The organism is Kribbella sp. NPDC050124, assembly GCF_044460355.1.
Lineage (GTDB): Bacteria > Actinomycetota > Actinomycetes > Propionibacteriales > Kribbellaceae > Kribbella.
In genome coordinates, this window is the sequence record NZ_JBITJU010000024.1 from 130,974 (window position 1) to 148,746 (window position 17,773).

Consider the following 17,773-nt stretch of genomic DNA (forward strand, 5'->3'; position numbering starts at 1 on the left):
CGCACAGCCATGTCCACGGACTGAACATGATGACACCAACTGCCACCGGTAGTCCGCGTCGCCACACCCCTGCCGGCAGCTGCGCGTATCAGTCGCGCAGAATGTTCGGGTGCGTCACCCTTCAGATCTGGCAGAGCTCGACGGCATTCCCGCATGGCTCGAGGAGCCTCCGTCGGCTGTGCCGGACCCCGTCACGGTCACGGCGCCGCAGGAGCTGCCGTTCGAGCATCTGACCGCGCAGAACTTCGAGCGTCTGGTGCTCGCGCTCGCTCGCCGGACTTTCCTGGTTGGTCGCGCTGGTCAGTACGGCGAGCCCGGCCAGAAGCAGGACGGTATCGACCTCTACCTTCGACTGACCGAACCGGGCGATGCCGGCCGGCCGTTCGTGACGGTGCAATGCCGTAACATCGCGCGGGTCACGCCAACAGCCATCGATCGGGTGGTAGACGATCTGCTGGCCGGAGGATGGGCGGAGCGCACAGCTACCTTCGTTCTCGCGATACGTGCGCCGACCCGCCGCACCGAGGTCGTCGAGGCAGTCGAAGCGGCAGCGGACAGGTTGACCAAACAGGGCATCCAGTTCGAGGTGTGGGACAGCCAGGCGCTGTCCGAGCGGCTTCTCGATCGACCTGGTCTCGTAGAACGCTTCTTCGGAGCGGCGACCAGGTCCATGTACTGCGTGATCCAAGACGACCCTGCGCCGGCGCAGCCTCTTCGAGATCATGTGCTTCCGGACCGCTGGAAGCTTGCACCGGTGGGTCCTGGCTTGGTCAGCCTCATCAATGGGCTGAAGGACATCTCCAGCCCGTACCAACCCGTCGCCGACGCGGCTCCCGCGGCGCCAACTGTGCGCGTCGGTCTCCAAGTCGGGGCGCTGCCATTGCCGGACTACGGGCTGACCACGTCCTTCATCCGCAGGCGCTTCATCGATTTCCTGGCCGACCAGCCGGTCGCGGAGCTGATCCACGCGATATGCGCCGGTCAGGAACCGCAGGCGTGGGGACCGTATGCAGACATCGGTCGATCGCACTACGCCGCCATCCGCACCGGCTTCGCCGAAGACCCTGTTCCCTCGGCCTGGGCGCGGCTGATGTTCCCCACCGACGACCAGATCTCGATCGGCCGCGACCACAGATGCGCTGCGTTGGTGATTCACATGGACTGGTTCGCAGAGCCGGGCGCGCAAGTTCGCGGACCCGTGGGTCTGCTGGACTGGAGAGCGATCATGCGGTCCGCGCTTTCGTTGCCGACCGCCTTCGCCACCTTCCTGCGCGACGAACTCGCCACGACGCCGCAACCGAGTCCGCCCGCAAGCATCGGCTTCTGGCTAGGCACTACCTCGAATCTGACCGAGCTCATCGACACGACTGGTTTCGCTCAGGTCGCCGGCACCCGGACTTCTCCCTGGTTCGACGCGTACGCCGTCGCGGAACCAGACAGTGAACGACCAGCGCAGATCGTCAACCGCTGGATCACACAACTCTGCGACAACGCTCTCCACCTGGACGATTACGAGAACTCCGTCTGACTCAGACGGAGCGGTAGAGGTCGGCTTCGAAGCGGTAGGCGTCGCCTCGGTAGGTGTTGTAGCCGAGGAGGATCGGCGTACCGGCGCGGTCGTAGGCGACCTCGCGACCGATCAGGACCGGGTTGCCGGTGGGGATGGTGAGCAGTGCGGCGGTCTCGGCGGAGGCCGCGTCGGCCTGGACCGAGTAAGCGCTGCGGTAGACCGACACTGAGCACAACTCCTCGAGCGCCTCGTACAGCGAGCGGTCGGTCAGGTCCGTGTCCAGCAGCGGCGCGCCGATCGTCATCGGGATGATGTTGGTGTCGACACAGATCGGGGTCGAGTTCATGCCCCGCAGGCGCACCAGGACCAGCACGTCGCCGCCGGGCGGCATGGCCAGCTTCTCCGCTTCGTCGATGGTCGCAGAGCGCGGCGCCAGCTCGAGCACGGCGGCCGTGGCGGTGAGGCCGCGGAGCCGGGCCATCTCGGTGAAGCTCTGCAGAGTGCTCGGCGGTTCGCCGACGGTCGGACTCGGCACGAACCAGCCGCGCTGCGGTGACCGGGCGATACGGCCCTCGTCCTCGAGTTCACCGAGGGCAGCGCGCAGCGTACTTCGGCTGACGTGGAGCTGATCGGCGAGCAACCGCTCGCCGGGCAGCCGGGAGCCGGGCGAGTAGACGCCGCGATTGATCGCATCGCTCAACTGCCGGACGACGCCCGCGGCAACAGTGGATGTCCTCATCGCCCATAACCATACCAGTTTTGAATTTGGCTCGAAAGTGGGCCTTATCTGGCATAACTGGTCTGCTTATGGCTAGCGTTGCCGTATTCGCTCGGAACGGGGGCTTCCGACCACATCGAAGGAGACAGGCATGAAGAAGCGGCACCTGATGGGCGCGGCGGCTGCCCTTCTCGCCACAGCCACCGTGCTGGCGGCGTGTGCGCCCGGTGGTTCCAGTTCCAGTTCCACGACCGCCCCCAGCGGGGTCTCGACGGATGTCTCTGGTGAGGACGTCACGTTGAAGATGCTCGACTTCTGGCAGGGCGAAGAGGGCAAGTGGATGGACTCCGTGGTCGCCGGCTTCCAGAAGGTGCACCCGAACATCAAGATCGAGCGGACCACGCAGGACTGGGGTCAGGTGATGAACACCCTGAACCTGCGGCTCGCCGATCCGAACGGTCCCGACATCGCGCTGGTGAACAACGGCTGGCAGTCGATGGGCACGCTGGCCAAGGGCGGCCGGATCCTGAACCTCGACGCCTACGCCGCGGCGTACGGGTGGAAGGACGAGATCCCGACCACGATCCTGCGCCAGGAGCAGTTCACGGCCGACGGCAAGCAGATGGGAACCGGCTCGCTGTACGCCGTCCCGGCGGCCCGGTCGTCGCTGATCGGCCTGTATTACAACAAGGCGATCCTCGACAAGCTCGGCCTGCAGCCGCCAAAGACCGTGGACGAGTTCGAGAAGGCGTGTACTGCGATCAAGGCGGCCGGTCAGGTCCCGATCGCCTACGGGTCCCAGGAGAAGGGCGCGTCGACCGCGATCCTGTTCGCGGTGCAGGATCTCTACGGCTCGGCGAAGGACATCGGCGACTTCGTCTACTCCAGCGGCTCGGTGCCGATCACGTCCACCGGCATCACACAGGCCGCCGCGGCGGTGCAGAAGTGGAACGAGGCCGGCTGGCTGACACCGAACCACCAGGGCGTCCCATTCGCCGACGCGATGAACAATTTCCTCGGCGGCAAGGGCGTCTTCCAGTTCAATTACACCGGATCGCTCGGGTTCTCGGCCGCGCAGAAGCAGACCTTCGGGTACGTCCAGCTGCCGCAAGCGAACGGCGACCAGGTCGTCGGAACCGGCTCGACGGTCGGCAACCTGGCAATCTCGGCGAAGTCGAAGCACCCCGACGCCGCCGCCGCGTTCCTCGACTACATGGCCGGCAAGGCAACGGCGCAGACCAGCGTCGACCACGGCTACCTTCCCCTGCTGCACAACGACGTACAGGAACCGGCCGGCAACCCCGAGCTGGCGACCGAGATCGCCGCGCAGAAGAAGCTTGACGAAGGCAACGGCTTCGTCCCGTACTTCGACTGGGCCACGCCGACGATGCTCGACACCCTCGGCGGTCAGGTGCAACTGCTGCTGGCCGGCAAGGTGACGCCCGAGCAACTGGCGTCCGCCGGGCAGAAGGACTACGACACGTTCCAGGCACAGCGGGCGAAGGGCTGAGCAGATGAGTTCCCGTCAGCTCCTCCAACGGCGGGCGGCTCCGGCCGCCGCCGTACCGGAGGGCGCCGCGGACATCGAACGCCCTCGGCGTACCAGGCCCCGGCCGTCGAAGCGTGCCCGGCAACGGCGGTGGCTCGGTCTCGCGTTCGCGGCGCCCGCGCTACTCGTGTACGGCTTCGTGGTCCTGGTACCGATCCTGCAGAGCGTGAGCTACTCGTTCTACAGTTGGGACGGCGTCACGACTGCGCGGTTCGTCGGACTGAGCAACTACACGGCCTTCTTCACCGATCCCGAGCTCGGGCAGGCGATGGCCCACGTACTCGTACTGGTCCTGTTCTTCGCTGGCCTGCCGATCCTGCTCGGCTTGCTGTCCGCGGCGCTCCTCGGCCGCGGCAAGATGCGCGGCGGCGGGCTCTACCGGTGGCTGCTGTTTCTGCCGCAGGTCCTCACGAGTGTCGTGGTCGCCGTGATCTGGAAGCGGATCTATGGCCCGGACGGCCCACTGAACGGCGCACTGCGTGCGGTCGGCCTCGGCGGCCTCGCCCGGAACTGGCTCGGCGACTTCACCTGGGCGCTGCCCTCGCTCGGCGTGATCGGTACCTGGACGGCCCTGGGCCTGTGCATGGTGCTGTTCGTCGCCGGCGTGGCCGCGATTCCGGGCGAGCTGTACGAGCAGGCACGCCTCGACGGTGCGACTCCGATCAAGGAGTTCCTCGCGATCACGCTGCCCGCGCTCCGCGGTCAGCTGGCGGTCGCGCTCACGCTCACCGTCACCGGTGCGCTGCGCGCTTTCGACCTCGTCTGGGTCACCACTCAAGGTGGGCCAGGTACGTCGACCACCACACCGGCCCTGCTGCTCTACCGCAAGGCGTTCCTGAACCCCGACGTGGGCATCGCAGCCGCGATCGGCATCGTGCTGGCGATCATCTGTCTCCTGGTGGCGCTGGTCGTCACCAGACTGTCCGAGGAGAACGCATGATCTCCCGCTCCGAGCGCGTCCTGAACCACACCGTCCTGGCACTCGTCTCGATCCTCGTCCTGTTCCCCGTGGTCTGGTTCGTCTTTACCGCGTTGAGCCCGAACCGCTCCGGTCAGCTCGACCTCACGAACCTGCACTGGGAGAACTTCGGGACCGCTTGGAAGCTCGGCGGATTCGGTCAGGCCATGCTCGCCTCCGCGGTGATCACGGTCGGCGCGGTGACAGGGCAGACGCTGCTGGCCGTCCTGTCCGGGTTCGCGTTCGGCGTCCTCGGGGTCGCCGGCCAGAAGGTGATCTTCCCGGTCGTCCTGCTCGGCCTGATGATCTCCGCCGAGGTCTTCATCGTCCCGCTCTACTACACCTTCCAGTCCCTCGGTCTGACGAATTCCTGGCTCGGCCTGATCATCATCCAGATCGGCATGGGCGTTCCGTTCGGCACCTTCTGGATGCGTGCGACGTTCCGCGCCGTACCCGCGTCCCTGGTCGAGGCGGCCGAGATGGACGGCGCCCGCACCTGGCGCATCCTCTGGCAGATCCTGCTGCCGATTTCCCGGCCCGCTGTGCTCACCCTCGCGCTGCTCTCGTTCATGTGGACCTGGAATGACTTCTTCCTGTCCCTGATCTTCATCGCCGACCCGGCGATCCAGCCGGCGACGCTGGCGCTGGGAGTCTTCCAGGGGCGGCACAGCGTCGACGTGAACCTGCTCGCTGCCGGATCCCTCATCGTCGCCCTGCCCGTCCTCGTGCTCTACGCCTTCTTCCAGCGCCACTTCATCCGCGGCGTACTCAACGGCGCCCTCAAGGAATAGGACTCCTCTCCCAATGCACGTGCCGCCCGAAGTCCACGACGGCCCCGACCAGGTCGGCCTGCTCGCGGCCGAGGACATTGCTGCCGGCATCGAATCGGCCGCGAACGCCGGCCGGTCGTTCGTCCTCGGCTGCCCCAGCGGCCGCAGCCCGCTGCGAACCTATGCGCACCTCGCCGATCTGGTGGCCGAACGCAAGCTCGACCTCAGCCACGTGATCATCGCTCTGATGGACGAGTACGTCGTACACGCCGCCGACGGATTCCAGCTGGTCGACGCGGACCTCCCGCACAGCTGTGTCGGGTTCGGGCGTCGGCAGATCCTCGCCCCACTCAACGCGGCAGCCAGTCCAGAACACCGCATCCTGGACGAGAATCTGTGGTACCCCGATCCGGCAGCCGAACCCGGTGCGTACGACGACACGCTGGCAACCGTCGGCGGGATCGACATCTTCCTGCTCGCCTCCGGCGCCTCCGACGGCCACATCGCACTGAATCCCGCCGGAACTCCACCCGACAGCGTCACCCGCGTCGTCGAACTCGGCGACGCGACCCGTCGAGACAACCTCGGGACGTTCCCGTCGTTCCGACAGCTGGAAGAGGTGCCCCGGTACGGAGTAACCGTCGGCATCGCCACCATCCGTGACCTGTCGCGCGCCGTCATCATGGTCGTCACCGGAGAGCACAAGCAGGTCACCGTTCAACGCGTCGCTGCAGCCGACTCCTACCAAGCGGACTGGCCAGCCACCGTCCTCAGCGACTGCGCAACCCCACGATTCCTGGCAGACCGGGCAGCGGCCGCGCTGCTGCCCGCTGCTTCCTGACCTACCAGCTACGAAAGGCACACTGTCCTCATGGCACGCATCAAGCTCGCATACCTCGGCGGCGGCTCTTCCCGGGCGGCCGGCACGATGGCCTCACTGCTCTGGCACGCCAAGGAGTTCGCGGGCTCCGAGTTCGTCCTGATCGACCTGGATCCCGACCACCTGGAAGTCGTCCGGGCGATCACCGAGCGGATGATCAAGACCCAGGGCCTCGACGTCACCGTCACCGCCACGACCGACCGCCGCGCCGGTCTCACCGACGTCGACGCCGTACTGTCCAGCTTCCGGCCCGGCGGCTTCGCGGCCCGCGCACTCGACGAGCGCATCCCGATCAAGCACGGCATCATCGGGCAGGAGACCCAGGGACCCGGCGGCTTCTTCATGTCGCTGCGCTCGGTCAACGTCCTCAGGGACGTCGTCGCGGACCTGAACGCCGTCGCCCCGAACGCCAAGATCTTCAACTACACCAACCCGGTCAACATCGTCTCCCAGGCCGTCACGCAGTACAGCGACGTGGAGATCGTGTCGATGTGCGAGGGACCGATCGTCTTCCCACCTGTCGTGATCAAGGCCGCAGGCCTCGACCCGGAGCGCGCCCAGGTGACGATGGCCGGCGTCAACCACAACTGCTGGAGCACCGAGGCCCTCTACGACGGCGAAGACATCCTGCCGCTGCTCGAGAAGGGGTGGGAAGAGCGCAAGGACACGCTGGACGCCAACTCCCGTAGAGCGCTGCACCTCGCGGTGACCATGGGATCGATCCCGTCCGACTACTTCAACTACTACTACTTCCGCGAGGAACTCCTGCGCGAGCAGCAAGGCGCAGCCAAGACGCGGTCTGAGATCATCATGGACGCCGTCCCGGGCTACTGGGACCACTACCGCGAGCAGGCGACCGCCGACTCCCCGGAACTCGACCCGGCACGCTCCCGCGGCGGCATCCACGAACTCGAGCTCGCGATCGACGTGATGAGCGCGCACTACAACGACACCGGCGCCCGGCTCCCGGTCAACCTCCCGAACGCCGGCGGCGCACTCCCCGGCTTCGACGAAAGCACAGTCGTCGAAGTCTGGTGCACCGTCGACAAGAAGGGATTCCACATCGAGCCACAGAAGCCACTGCCGCACTCCGTCCTCGGCATTACCCAGGAGCTCGCCGAGTACCAGATCCTCGCTGCCAAGACCGGCTGGGAAGGCACCCGCAAGGACGGCATCCAAGCCCTGCTGGCCAACCCGCTCGTCAACAACCTCAAGGTCGCCGAAGAACTGTACGACGAGATGGCCGCCGCCCACGCCGCGTACCTTCCGGAGCGACTCCTGCCATGAACGACCTCTTCCTCGGCGTCGACGCCGGCAATACCAAAACCATCGCCGCCATCGCGGACCGGCACGGGAACATCCTCGCCCGGGCCCGCGGCGGGCTCGGTGACATCTACGGCGTCGACGACCCGGGAGAGGCAGTAGCCACCGTCCTCCGGCTCGTCGACGAGGCACTCGCCGCCGCGGACAACGCAGTACCCGATGCGCACCTCGCGTCGGCGGCGTTCCGCCTCGCGGGCGTCGACTGGGCGGAGGACACCACGCTCTGGACCGAGGCACTCACGGGCCACCTCGGTCCCGACGTACGGTTCTCGATCAAGAACGACGGCTTCGCCCTCCTGCGGTGCGGCGATCCGGACGGAATCGGCGTAGCCGTCTCGCTCGGCACCGGCGCCGCGATCGCCGGCCGGGGACCGGACGGCGACGAGTTCGCCTTCTCTTTCTGGCTGCAGCACCCGCTCGGCGCCGCCGGTCTCGTCGACGACGCCCTGCACGCGATCTTCCGCGCGGAGACAGGCCTTGCGCCCAGCACCTCCCTCTCACAGGCGATTCCACAGTTCTACGACGCTTCCTCGGTCGAGGATCTCCTGCACAGATTCACCCGCCGCGATAACACCGAGGGCACCCACCTCAACAAGTCGAAGGCAGCCCGCGTCGTACTGCGCGAAGCCGAGCGCGGCGACCTCGTTGCCGCCGGCATCGTCAACCAGCACGCCGAACGAGTCACCGCCTATGTCGAATCCTGCGCCAGCAAAGTCGGCCTCGACTCAGGCGAACCCTTCACCCTCACCCTCGGCGGCTCCGTCGCCGCAGACAACACCATCCGCAAAACCCTCCTCCGAGAACTCGGCCGCCAACTCCCCCACGTCGACGTCAGCTCCCAAGACGCCGAACCCATCCTCGGCACCATCCTCGACGCCCTCGCCGAAGGCGGCATCCCACCGACCCCCGCCGTACGAGCAACGGTCCTCTAGGCCGGACAATGAGCCCGAGGCCGTAACCATCAGCGCCTCGCCGTAGACAACCTCACCCCGCGCAGTTGGCCCGCCTGGCGCAGGCTGCGGCGGCGGGCCTGCTCGCGCGGGTCCGGGACCGGGGCCGCCTCAAGCAGGCTAACGGTGTAGGGGTCCTGGGGCGCGCGGAGGACTGACTCGCGGTCGCCTTGTTCGACGAGCTTTCCGTGACTCATCACCGCGACGCGGTCGCAGATCTCGTCGACAACGGCGAGGTCGTGGCTGATGAACAGGCAGGCGAAGTGCAGTCGGTCGTGGAGCGCGCGGAGCAGATCGAGCACGGTGGCCTGCACCGAGACGTCGAGCGCGGAGGTTGGCTCGTCCGCGATCAGCAGGTCGGGATCGAGGGAGATGGCGCGCGCAATGGAAACGCGTTGGCGCTGGCCACCGGAGAGTTCGTGGGGGTAGCGGCCGGCCCACGGCCGCGGCATTTCGACGCTGTCGAGCAGCTCCTCGACACGGCGACGGAGCCCGGTGCCACGGACACCGCGATGGACGGCGAGGGGCTCGCCAATGGACTGCCCGATCGTGGCCCGCGGGTTCAGCGAGCCGGCCGGGTTCTGGAACACCACGCCGATCCGGCCACGGGTTCGCCGGAGGACGGACGCAGAGGCGGAGGTGAGCGGCTGTCCGGCGACGTGGACCTCGCCAGAGGTGATCGGCGCGAGACCGAGCACCGACTTGCCGATCGTGGATTTCCCGGATCCGGATTCGCCGACCAGACCGACGATCTCGCCGGGATGCAGGAGGAGATCCACCTGGTCGACCGCACGCACCCCCCGGCCTCGGCTACCGCGGTATTCGACCACGAGATCGTCGATCCGGAGCGTCGCGACGTCCACCTCCGCGGGCGTCTCGCCGGACTCGCGCGGCCCGCCACGTGGTACGGCGTCCAGCAGGACCCGGGTGTATTCCTGCGTGGGGCGGTCGAAGAGCTCCTGCACCTCAGCCGTCTCGACCACCGACCCCCGACGCATCACGACGACCCGGTCGGCCACGTCCGCGACCACGCCCATGTCATGGGTGATGATCATGATCGCCCCGGAGATCTTCGACCGTACGGCGAGCAGTACGTCGAGCACCTCCTGCTGCACGGTCACGTCGAGCGCTGTCGTCGGCTCGTCCGCAATGAGCAACTCAGGATCGCAGGCCAGCGCGATCGCGATCATTACCCGCTGGCACTGGCCTCCGGACAGCTGGTGCGGGTAGTACCTCAGCCTGTTTCCGGGGATCTCGACCATCCGCAACAACTCGAGCGCCCGTTCCCTCGCCGCGGGACGTTTCAGCGCCGGCTGGTGGGCGCGGATCATCTCTACCAGCTGCGCCCCGATCGTGAACACCGGGTCGAGCGCCGCGGACGGATCCTGGAAGATCATCGCGATTCGCCGACCCCGGAGCGCGGTCAACTCGGCCCGCGACATCGACAGTACGTCGGCGCCGCCGAAGCAGACCCGTCCGCCGGCCCGGGCGTTCGCGGGCAGCAGGCCGAGCGCCGCCAGGGCGGTCACGCTCTTCCCGGAACCCGACTCGCCGACTACCGCGAGCACCTCGCCCCGCCGGACACGAAAGCTGACCCCGTCGACCGCGCGCTGGGTCCTACCTCCGACGGTGAAGTCGACCGTCAGCTCCTCGAGCCTCAGGACGTCGCTCATTCGCTGTCCTCGGCTTCGAGTTTGTCCCGATGCTCTCGCCAGTCCTCGAGCATCTTCCGGTGGTACGACGCGAGCCACTCGAAGTAGTTGCGCGCATTCCGCAGCCGCTTGCGCGGCCCGGGCATCCCGTCGGGCAGCACGGCGAGCATGTCCTCAAACAGTTGGCGCTGCTTCCCGAACGACCGCTGCTCGCTCGCCAGGAACTCCCCCCAGATGTCGTCCTCGACCTTGAAATAGTGACTGCGGTCGCCAGGGACGGGGTGCCGCGCGACGTACCCGAGGTCGATCAGCCGCCGGGTAGCGCTCGAGATCGACCCGGCGCTCGCCGACAGCGCCCGGGCCAGCTCGCCCGACGCGACGTACCGCTTGTTGCTCACCATCAGGTAGCCGAGGACTCGCGCCTCCATCCGCGGCGACCCGGCGAGCTCCCTGATCAGCGCGAACTGCTCGACGAAGTCCGCCCGGCGCGGGTCCTCCTCCCAGGCGTCGTCCGATATCCTCTCGTCACTCATCCCGACCTCCCAGAGGGGCTCCCGCGATCTGCGCCGTACGACGCGCCCGGAACACGTCGACCGGCCAGCGTGAGCTTCCGCCGTACCGGACCAGCGACGGCCGGCCGGCCGGGTCCCAGGTGAACTCCACCTTCTCGCCGACCGAGCCGAATCCGGCCGAAGGCACGACGGCCAGCGTGTTCTCGTCGACGACCTGGAGCTCCTCGAGGTTGTCGACCGGATCCGGCGCGCCCGCGAAAAACGCGACCAGGCGGCCGCCGAGCAGCACAATACTGATCACACCCGTCAGATTCGCGAAGTTCCCGCAGAACCGCCGGGCGTCGATATCACTCGGCACCTGAGTGCCGGCCGGCGGCTGCGCGGCGAGGTTCAGCAGCTTCACCACCCCCGTCGCCAGCGCGTCCGCCGGCCCGCCGATGCAGTTGGTGAGTACCGACACGACGATCTGATCGACGGGGTCGACGAACGTTCGGGTGACGTGCCCCGGATATCCACCGCTGTGTCCGACCAACCGCCGGTCGCCGATCGTGACGATGTCCATGCCGAGACCGTAGCGCCCGATCTCGCGCCCGTTGGCGTTCACCAGGCTCTCGTCCCGCTGCAGCAGCCGCTTGCTCGCGTCGCCGATCAGCAGCTCGGAGCCGAAGTAGTGCGCGCCGCCGTAGACAGCCAGGTCTTCGGCGGTCGAGTAGAAGCCGGTGGCCGCAGCCATCGCGCGAGTTTCCACCTGCGGTATGACTTCCCGCACGTCGTCCCCTTCCAGCAGCCCGGTGTGCCCGGCGGCGTACTCACCGGCGCGTTCGCTGTCCCAATCGGCACCGGTGTTGATCAGTCCCAGACGATCCACGATGTTGGCCGCGACATAGTCGCCGTACGACGAACCACTCGCGGACTCGACGACCAGGCCCAGGAGCGAGTACCCGACGTTGGTGTACTTGAAGTACTCGTTGCGCTCGAACACCCGGCCGTCTGACCGGCACAGTTCGATCAACGCGTTCCGGTCCGGGAACGCCCCGATCAACTGCCAGTAGTCCTTGTTCAGGCCGTCGCGAATCACGCCGCCCAGGTGACCGAGCAGTTCCCGGACCGTCACCGGCCCAAGTGCGGTCTCGGCCAATTCAGCGACGTACTGTTCGATCGGGTCGTCCAGCCGAACCTTGCCCTGCTCGACCAGCTGCAGGATCGACGTCGCCGTGAAGGTCTTGCTGTGCGACGCGATCCGGAACAGGTGATCCGTGCGTAGCGGCGTACCCTCGACCTCGTCACTGTGCCCGAGTGCCACGGAAAGAACTAGTTGGTCGCCGACACGGATCGCCGCCTGGATTCCGGGTGTGCGCAGGGTGCGGCGCTGGAACTCGAGCCAGCTCTCGATGGCCGGAGCGGCTTCCCGGGCTGTCGTGGTGTCCAACAAGGCTGCGTCCGTTCTGTCGTGTCTGTCGAGGGTGGTCATTTCAGGAGCGTCCCTTAGGGTTCACCGCGTCGCGCAGCACATCGCCGAGGGTGATCAGGCTCAGTACAGTCGCGGCCAGGAACACCGCCGGATAGATCAGTGTGTGCGGCGCCTGCTGGAAGCGCGATTGCGCGGTGGCGAGCTGCAGGCCCCATGAGATCGACGGCGCGCGCAGGCCGAGGCCGAGGAACGTCAGTGTCGACTCGGCCACGATCACCCCGCCGACGGTCAGGGTGGCGACAGCAAGAACCGGGCCGATCGAGTTCGGCAGGACGTAGTGGGTCAGGATCCGGCCGGTCGGGAATCCCATCGCCTTGGCGGCCTGGACATACTCCGCGTCCCGCGTCGCGCGGACCGTCGTACGCACCATCCTGGCCAGAGTCGGCCAGGAGAACACCGCCAGGACGAGCGAGATCGATAGGGCCGAACGCTGGCCGAGGCTGTTCAGGATGACGATCGCACCCAGCAGGAACGGGAATCCCAGGAAGATGTCGGTCGCCCGGGCCAGGATCGAGTCCGCCCAGCCACCGACGTAGCCGGCGGCAGTTCCGACCACGACGGCAACAGCAAGTGCGATCAGCGTGCAGACCATACCGACGGTGAGGGACGCACGGGCGCCGTGAACGACGTTCGCGTACACGTCGCAGCCCTGGAGGTCCTGGCCGAACGGATGGCCCGGCGACGAGGGTCGAGCGCTGGCCGAGATGTCGCACGCGCGGGGATCGGCGCTGCTGAGCAACTGCGGGACGATGGCCATCAGGAGCAGCACAGCGAGCACCACCAGCGGCAGCCAGAAGAAGACCCGCCGACGGACGGTTCCCCAGACACCCCTGGGCGCCAGCGCGTCCTCCTCGACGGTCCGGGCGAGCACTGCGTCACTCATGGCGGATCCTCGGGTCGAGCAGGGAGTTGAGCAGATCGACGACCACGCTCGTCAGCAGGAAGATCAGGATCAATGCGGTCGCGATGCCGACCACCGTCGGTCCTTGGTGCACTCGGATCGATTCGAACAGCAACTGTCCGACGCCCGGCAGGTTGAAGATCCCTTCGGTCACGACCGCGCCGCCGAGCAAGGCACCGAGGTCGATCGCGAGATAGGTCAGCACCGGGATCGAGGAGTTCCGCAGTACGTGCACACCGATGACCCGCCGCCGCGACAGCCCTTTCGCCCACAGCGCGCGGACGAAGTCGGAGCTCATCGTGTCGACCACGCTCCCCCGGGTCAGTCGTGCCACGGCGGCCAATCCGTAGATCGCCAGGACCGTCGCCGGCAGCACGTAGGACGTCGGCCAGCCATCCGCCACCCCGGCGATCGGCAGCAGCGACAGTTTCATGCCGAACACGAGTTGCGCGGTCACGGCTGTCACGAAGATCGGCACAGACGCGATCAGGATGGTCAGCAGCAGCACGCCGCGGTCGATCCAGGTGTTCTTCCGCAGTCCGGCGACAAGGCCGAGCCCCACGCCGATCACTACCTGGATCACCCATGCGGTCAGCGCCAGCCGGATCGTCACCGGCCAGCGCGTCGCGAGTTGCTCGGCCACCGACCGGCCCCGGAAGTCGATTCCGAGGTCACCGGTGAGCAGATTGCCGAGATAGCGCAGGTACTGCGACAGCAACGGGTCGTTCAGGTGGTACAGGTCCCGGATCCGTTCGACCAGCGCCGGCGGCAACGGCTGCTCGCCGCCCAAACTGGCGATCGGGTCACCGGGCAGCGCGAACACTGCCGCGTAGATGGCAAACGTGACGCCGAAGAACACCAGCACCAACTCGATCAGCCGCCGGATCGTGAAGCGCACCATCAACCATCCACCAACGTCGTGTTCTCGAGTTCTGCGCTGCCGGTTCCCTCCGCGAGCTTGGCGACCCGGTCCGACGTCGCGTACGCAACCTTCTCGAAGAACATCGGCGGTGCCGGGAAGTCCGCCAGGATCGCCTTCTGCACGTCGACGTACCCCTCGGCCGCCTTCTGCCGGTCGACCTGTGCGTCGGCCTTCGCGAGCAACTCCTCGACCTGGGGCGTGTAGTACGGGATGCAGTTCACGCAGCCACCGGCTTTGGTGTAGAAGGAACGCAGCGTGTTCTGCTGACTTGGGTAGAGAGCTCCCCACCGGGAGAAGTATGGGCCGCTCAGGCTCTTCTCGTTGCGCAGCTTCAGGAACTCGGGAAAGTCGGTGGTCGGGGTCGCGGTCACGTCCTTGATCCCGAGGTTCTGCCGGAGCTGGTTGGCATAGGCGTTGTAAAGGTCGTCCAGGCCGGCGCCGCCCGGGTAGCGGAGCTCCATCGTTCCGGCGAAGCCGCCGGCTTCGGCCAGGAGTTGCTTGGCCTTTGCCGGGTTGTACGTGCACAGCTCGCCGCAGAGGGCCTCCGGCGTACCCGGCTCGCGCGGCGGGGTCAGTGCCGTTGCGGGCTCGTAGAGGCCGCCGTAGACCACGTCACTGACGGCCTGCCGGTCGATCGCCATCGAGATCGCCTGCCGGACCCGGACGTCGGAGTAGCGCTTGTCCCACAGCGGCAGGCCCAGATAGTTCATGCCGAGCCCCTGGAATACGTACGCGCGGTCGCCGAAGTCCTTCTTCACCTGAGCCATCCGCGCCGCCGGGACGACCACGACATCCGTGTTCCCTGCCTGGACGTCGGTGTAGGCCGTGGTCATGTCGGAGTACGGTTTGAACTCGATCTGGTCGACGGACGGCTTCGGGCCCTGGTAGGCGTCGTACCGCTTGACGGTCATCGGCTCGCTCTCCGTGTAGCCGCCGACCATCTCGAACGGACCGTTACCGATCGGACGCTTGGCGAAGGCATCGAGGTCCTTGTAGGCCGCTTCCGGCAGCGGATAGAAGCCGGTCTGTGACTGTGAGAGCTGCACCGGGAACTGCCCGTCCGGCTTCTTCAGCGTCACCGTGAAGGTGAGGTCATCGACCACCCTGAGACCCGACAACTGTGTGGTCGATGGCTTGCCCGTGGCCGGATGCAAAGCGTCGTACCCGACGATGTTGACCAACTGACCGCTGTTCTCCCAGGCGTTCGGGCCGTACGCGATCGTGTTCCACGCCTTTACATAGCTCTCGGCGGTGACCTTCTCGCCGTTGTGAAAGGTCCATCCCGGACGCAACTTGACGGTCCAGTGCACGGCGTCCGACGAGGACACGGACTCGGCGTTGCGATGGGTCAGAGAGCCGTCGCTCTTGACGAAGGTCAGGCTCGAGAACAGCAGCTTGACCTGGGCGAACGCCAGCGTCTGGCGCCCCGGGTTGAGCGTCACCGGATCCGGGACGGCGTACGAGATCGACCTCGTCGCACCATCGGCCGACTTGCCGTCCGCACCGGAGCAACCGGTGAGCGCCGCGGTCACGACGAGAAGAGCAACGGCAGCACGCTTCATGGGTCCTCCAGTCCGGAGCGGCCGCAGAGTGGGCCGACTAGTCGTCCATCATGAACACCGATCACCTGTCTGGCAATAGGGAACTGTGGGAAAATTCAGTATCGATTGAACTTTTGCTTCGGATGGGAGAACATCAAGGCACCGGGCGCAGGGAGGAGAACCATGCACATCGTCGAGACAACCGACTACCACACCGCGGGCGAGCCGTTCCGGATCGTCCTGCACCCGCCGGAGATCCCCGGTACCACGGTCGCCGCCCGGCGGCTTTGGGCACAGTCGAGCGCGGACGTCGACGGGCTTCGTAAGCTGCTCTGCTACGAACCTCGTGGTCACGCCGACATGTACGGCGGGTTCGTCACGCCGCCCGACGACGACGGCGCACACTTCGGCGTACTGTTCTGGCACAAGGACGGGTTCTCGACAGCATGCGGCCACGGCACCATCGCGCTCGGCACCTGGGCGATCGACTCGGGGCGCGTGCCGCCGGATCCGTCGGGGATCACGAGCGTCCTGATCGACGTCCCCTCCGGACGCGTGACCGCACGTGTGCACACCGACGCCTCGGGCCGGCCCACTGCCGTCGACTTCGTCAACGTTTCCAGCTTCACGATCGCGACTGCGCTTCCGATCTCGACGAGCCGCGGGAACGTCGAGGTGGCGGTGAGCTACGGCGGGGCGATCTACGCCCAGCTCGCTGCAGGTGACGTCGGTCTTGCCGTTGAGCCTGATCGGATCGAAGAGCTCATCGCCTTCGGACGTGAGGTCAAGGCGCTGTTGCGCGATCATCCCGCTGCTCAGCACCCGACGGACCCACACCAGAGCGGCGTCTACGGAACCATCTTCTGGGACGAGTCCGGACACTCGGCGCCGGGTGAGATCCGTCAGCGCAACGTCACGGTCTTCGCCGACGGTGAGGTCGACCGGTCCCCTTGCGGCTCCGGCACCTCGGCGAGGCTCGCGACGCTGGTCGCCGAAGGCCGGATGTCCGTCGGGGACAGCCTGGCCCACGAGTCGATTCTGGGGACTCGCTTCACCGGCACCGTTGCTGCGGTCAACGACGCTTGCGGCAGGTCGATGGTGGAAACCGTCACGACAGGGCAGGCACACCGAACGGGCGAGCACCGGTTCGTCGTCGACGAACGTGACGCTCTGACTCCAGGGTTCGTGCTCCGATGAGCGCCCCGATCTATCTGTCGCGGACCGACGTCCTTCAGGCGTTACGTCCTGCACAGGCCGTCGACGTGATCGTCAACTGCCTTCGATCCGGTGCGCGCCCCGATCGCGATCACCCCCGCAGCGTACTCGAACTCACAAACGGCCAGCTCCTGCTCATGCCGTCGGAATACCGTCAGTCGGCGGGGGTGAAGGTGCTCGGCGTCTCGCCAGAAAACCCGTCGCGCGGTGAGCCGCGCATCCATGGTGTGTACGTGCTGATGGACTCCGCAACCTTCGAAATCTTGGCAGTGCTCGACGGCGCGGCGCTCACACTCGTACGAACTCCCGCGGTCTCCTTCGCCGGCATCCGCGATCTCATTCAAGCGCGCGGGGAGCCCTTGCGGATCGCCGTTATCGGCGCCGGACCTCAGGCCATCGCACACCACGAATCAGCCGTCGACCTCTTCTCCAAGAGCGTTGGCATCCGATCATCGACGTTCATCGCACGAACCCGGCGAACGATGCCGGACTCGTTCGCCGAAGCTGGAAGCGACGAAGCCCGCACCGCGCTGAACGACGCGAACCTCGTCATGTGCGCGACAAGCTCGGCGATACCTGTGCTCCACGCACCCGACCTGCATCGAGACGCGATCGTCGTCGCGATCGGCTCACACGAACCGACCAAGCGGGAGATCGCCGGCGAAGTGTTCTCGGGGGCCGCGGTGATCGTGGAGGATCGCGCCACCGCGCTCCGTGAGGCCGGGGATGTGATTCTGGCCGTCAAAGAAGGCGTGCTTGACGTCGACTCCCTTATCGAGCTGAGCGGTGTGGCGACCGGTGCCGCCGAACTCCCGCTCGAGGGCCACGTCATCGTGAAGACAACAGGCATGTCGTGGGAAGACGTCGTCATCGCCCGCGCGATCCTCAATCTGCGGTGAAG

The 17,773-nt window shown here is 66.8% G+C and carries 16 protein-coding genes; 9 read left to right on the forward strand and 7 right to left on the reverse strand.

The window, feature by feature from the left end; genetic code table 11:
• Positions 1-109: 109 nt before the first annotated feature.
• Entirely contained in the window at positions 110-1,528 is a 1,419-nt protein-coding gene (locus tag ACIBL3_RS37845) for a hypothetical protein (RefSeq protein ID WP_396358735.1), read from the forward strand.
• Between the two features lies 1 nt (position 1,529).
• On the opposite strand, the gene ACIBL3_RS37850 is transcribed toward ACIBL3_RS37845, so the two are convergent.
• Positions 1,530-2,249 carry a GntR family transcriptional regulator gene (locus ACIBL3_RS37850; RefSeq protein ID WP_396358736.1) on the reverse strand — a complete coding sequence of 240 codons (720 nt, stop codon included), beginning with the start codon at positions 2,247-2,249 and terminating at the stop codon, positions 1,530-1,532.
• Positions 2,250-2,379: 130 nt separating this feature from the next.
• Here ACIBL3_RS37850 and ACIBL3_RS37855 point away from each other — a divergent pair, with 130 nt between their 5' ends.
• The 6 genes from ACIBL3_RS37855 to ACIBL3_RS37880 are packed head-to-tail and all read left to right on the forward strand — an operon-like array spanning position 2,380 to position 8,640.
• The gene (locus ACIBL3_RS37855; protein ID WP_396358737.1) at positions 2,380-3,738 is read left to right on the forward strand and encodes an ABC transporter substrate-binding protein; all 1,359 of its coding nucleotides are present in this window, start codon (positions 2,380-2,382) and stop codon (positions 3,736-3,738) included.
• A gap of 4 nt (positions 3,739-3,742) precedes the next feature.
• On the forward strand, positions 3,743-4,717 hold the full coding sequence (locus ACIBL3_RS37860; RefSeq protein ID WP_396358738.1) for a carbohydrate ABC transporter permease: 975 nt from the start codon (positions 3,743-3,745) through the stop codon (positions 4,715-4,717).
• Complete coding sequence (locus tag ACIBL3_RS37865) at positions 4,714-5,526, forward strand: carbohydrate ABC transporter permease (protein WP_396358739.1); 813 nt, start codon at positions 4,714-4,716, stop codon at positions 5,524-5,526. Before ACIBL3_RS37860 ends, ACIBL3_RS37865 begins: the two co-directional genes overlap by 4 nt.
• Positions 5,527-5,539: 13 nt before the next feature.
• On the forward strand, positions 5,540-6,346 hold the full coding sequence (locus ACIBL3_RS37870) for a 6-phosphogluconolactonase (protein WP_396358740.1): 807 nt from the start codon (positions 5,540-5,542) through the stop codon (positions 6,344-6,346).
• Between the two features lie 30 nt (positions 6,347-6,376).
• Entirely contained in the window at positions 6,377-7,672 is a 1,296-nt protein-coding gene (locus ACIBL3_RS37875; protein ID WP_396358741.1) for a glycoside hydrolase, read from the forward strand.
• Positions 7,669-8,640, forward strand: a complete 972-nt coding sequence (locus ACIBL3_RS37880; RefSeq protein WP_396358742.1) for a BadF/BadG/BcrA/BcrD ATPase family protein — start codon at positions 7,669-7,671, stop codon at positions 8,638-8,640. Before ACIBL3_RS37875 ends, ACIBL3_RS37880 begins: the two co-directional genes overlap by 4 nt.
• 29 nt (positions 8,641-8,669) lie before the next feature.
• Here the strand turns inward: ACIBL3_RS37880 and ACIBL3_RS37885 are convergent, their stop codons facing one another.
• The 6 genes from ACIBL3_RS37885 to ACIBL3_RS37910 are packed head-to-tail and all read right to left on the reverse strand — an operon-like array spanning position 8,670 to position 15,678.
• Positions 8,670-10,331, reverse strand: coding sequence for a dipeptide ABC transporter ATP-binding protein (locus ACIBL3_RS37885; protein WP_396358744.1), 1,662 nt, complete (start codon positions 10,329-10,331; stop codon positions 8,670-8,672).
• Complete coding sequence (locus ACIBL3_RS37890) at positions 10,328-10,843, reverse strand: GbsR/MarR family transcriptional regulator (RefSeq protein ID WP_396358745.1); 516 nt, start codon at positions 10,841-10,843, stop codon at positions 10,328-10,330. The genes ACIBL3_RS37885 and ACIBL3_RS37890 overlap by 4 nt, the downstream gene beginning before the upstream one ends.
• Entirely contained in the window at positions 10,836-12,293 is a 1,458-nt protein-coding gene (locus ACIBL3_RS37895; RefSeq protein WP_396358746.1) for a serine hydrolase domain-containing protein, read from the reverse strand. The genes ACIBL3_RS37890 and ACIBL3_RS37895 overlap by 8 nt, the downstream gene beginning before the upstream one ends.
• Before the next feature lies 1 nt (position 12,294).
• On the reverse strand, positions 12,295-13,176 hold the full coding sequence (locus ACIBL3_RS37900) for an ABC transporter permease (protein WP_396358747.1): 882 nt from the start codon (positions 13,174-13,176) through the stop codon (positions 12,295-12,297).
• Entirely contained in the window at positions 13,169-14,095 is a 927-nt protein-coding gene (locus ACIBL3_RS37905; RefSeq protein WP_396358748.1) for an ABC transporter permease, read from the reverse strand. Before ACIBL3_RS37905 ends, ACIBL3_RS37900 begins: the two co-directional genes overlap by 8 nt.
• Positions 14,095-15,678, reverse strand: a complete 1,584-nt coding sequence (locus ACIBL3_RS37910; protein ID WP_396358749.1) for an ABC transporter substrate-binding protein — start codon at positions 15,676-15,678, stop codon at positions 14,095-14,097. Before ACIBL3_RS37910 ends, ACIBL3_RS37905 begins: the two co-directional genes overlap by 1 nt.
• Positions 15,679-15,840: 162 nt before the next feature.
• Between ACIBL3_RS37910 and ACIBL3_RS37915 the strand changes: the two genes are divergently transcribed.
• Complete coding sequence (locus ACIBL3_RS37915; RefSeq protein WP_396358750.1) at positions 15,841-16,854, forward strand: proline racemase family protein; 1,014 nt, start codon at positions 15,841-15,843, stop codon at positions 16,852-16,854.
• Complete coding sequence (locus ACIBL3_RS37920; protein ID WP_396358751.1) at positions 16,851-17,771, forward strand: ornithine cyclodeaminase family protein; 921 nt, start codon at positions 16,851-16,853, stop codon at positions 17,769-17,771. The genes ACIBL3_RS37915 and ACIBL3_RS37920 overlap by 4 nt, the downstream gene beginning before the upstream one ends.
• The last annotated feature ends 2 nt before the right edge of the window (positions 17,772-17,773 follow it).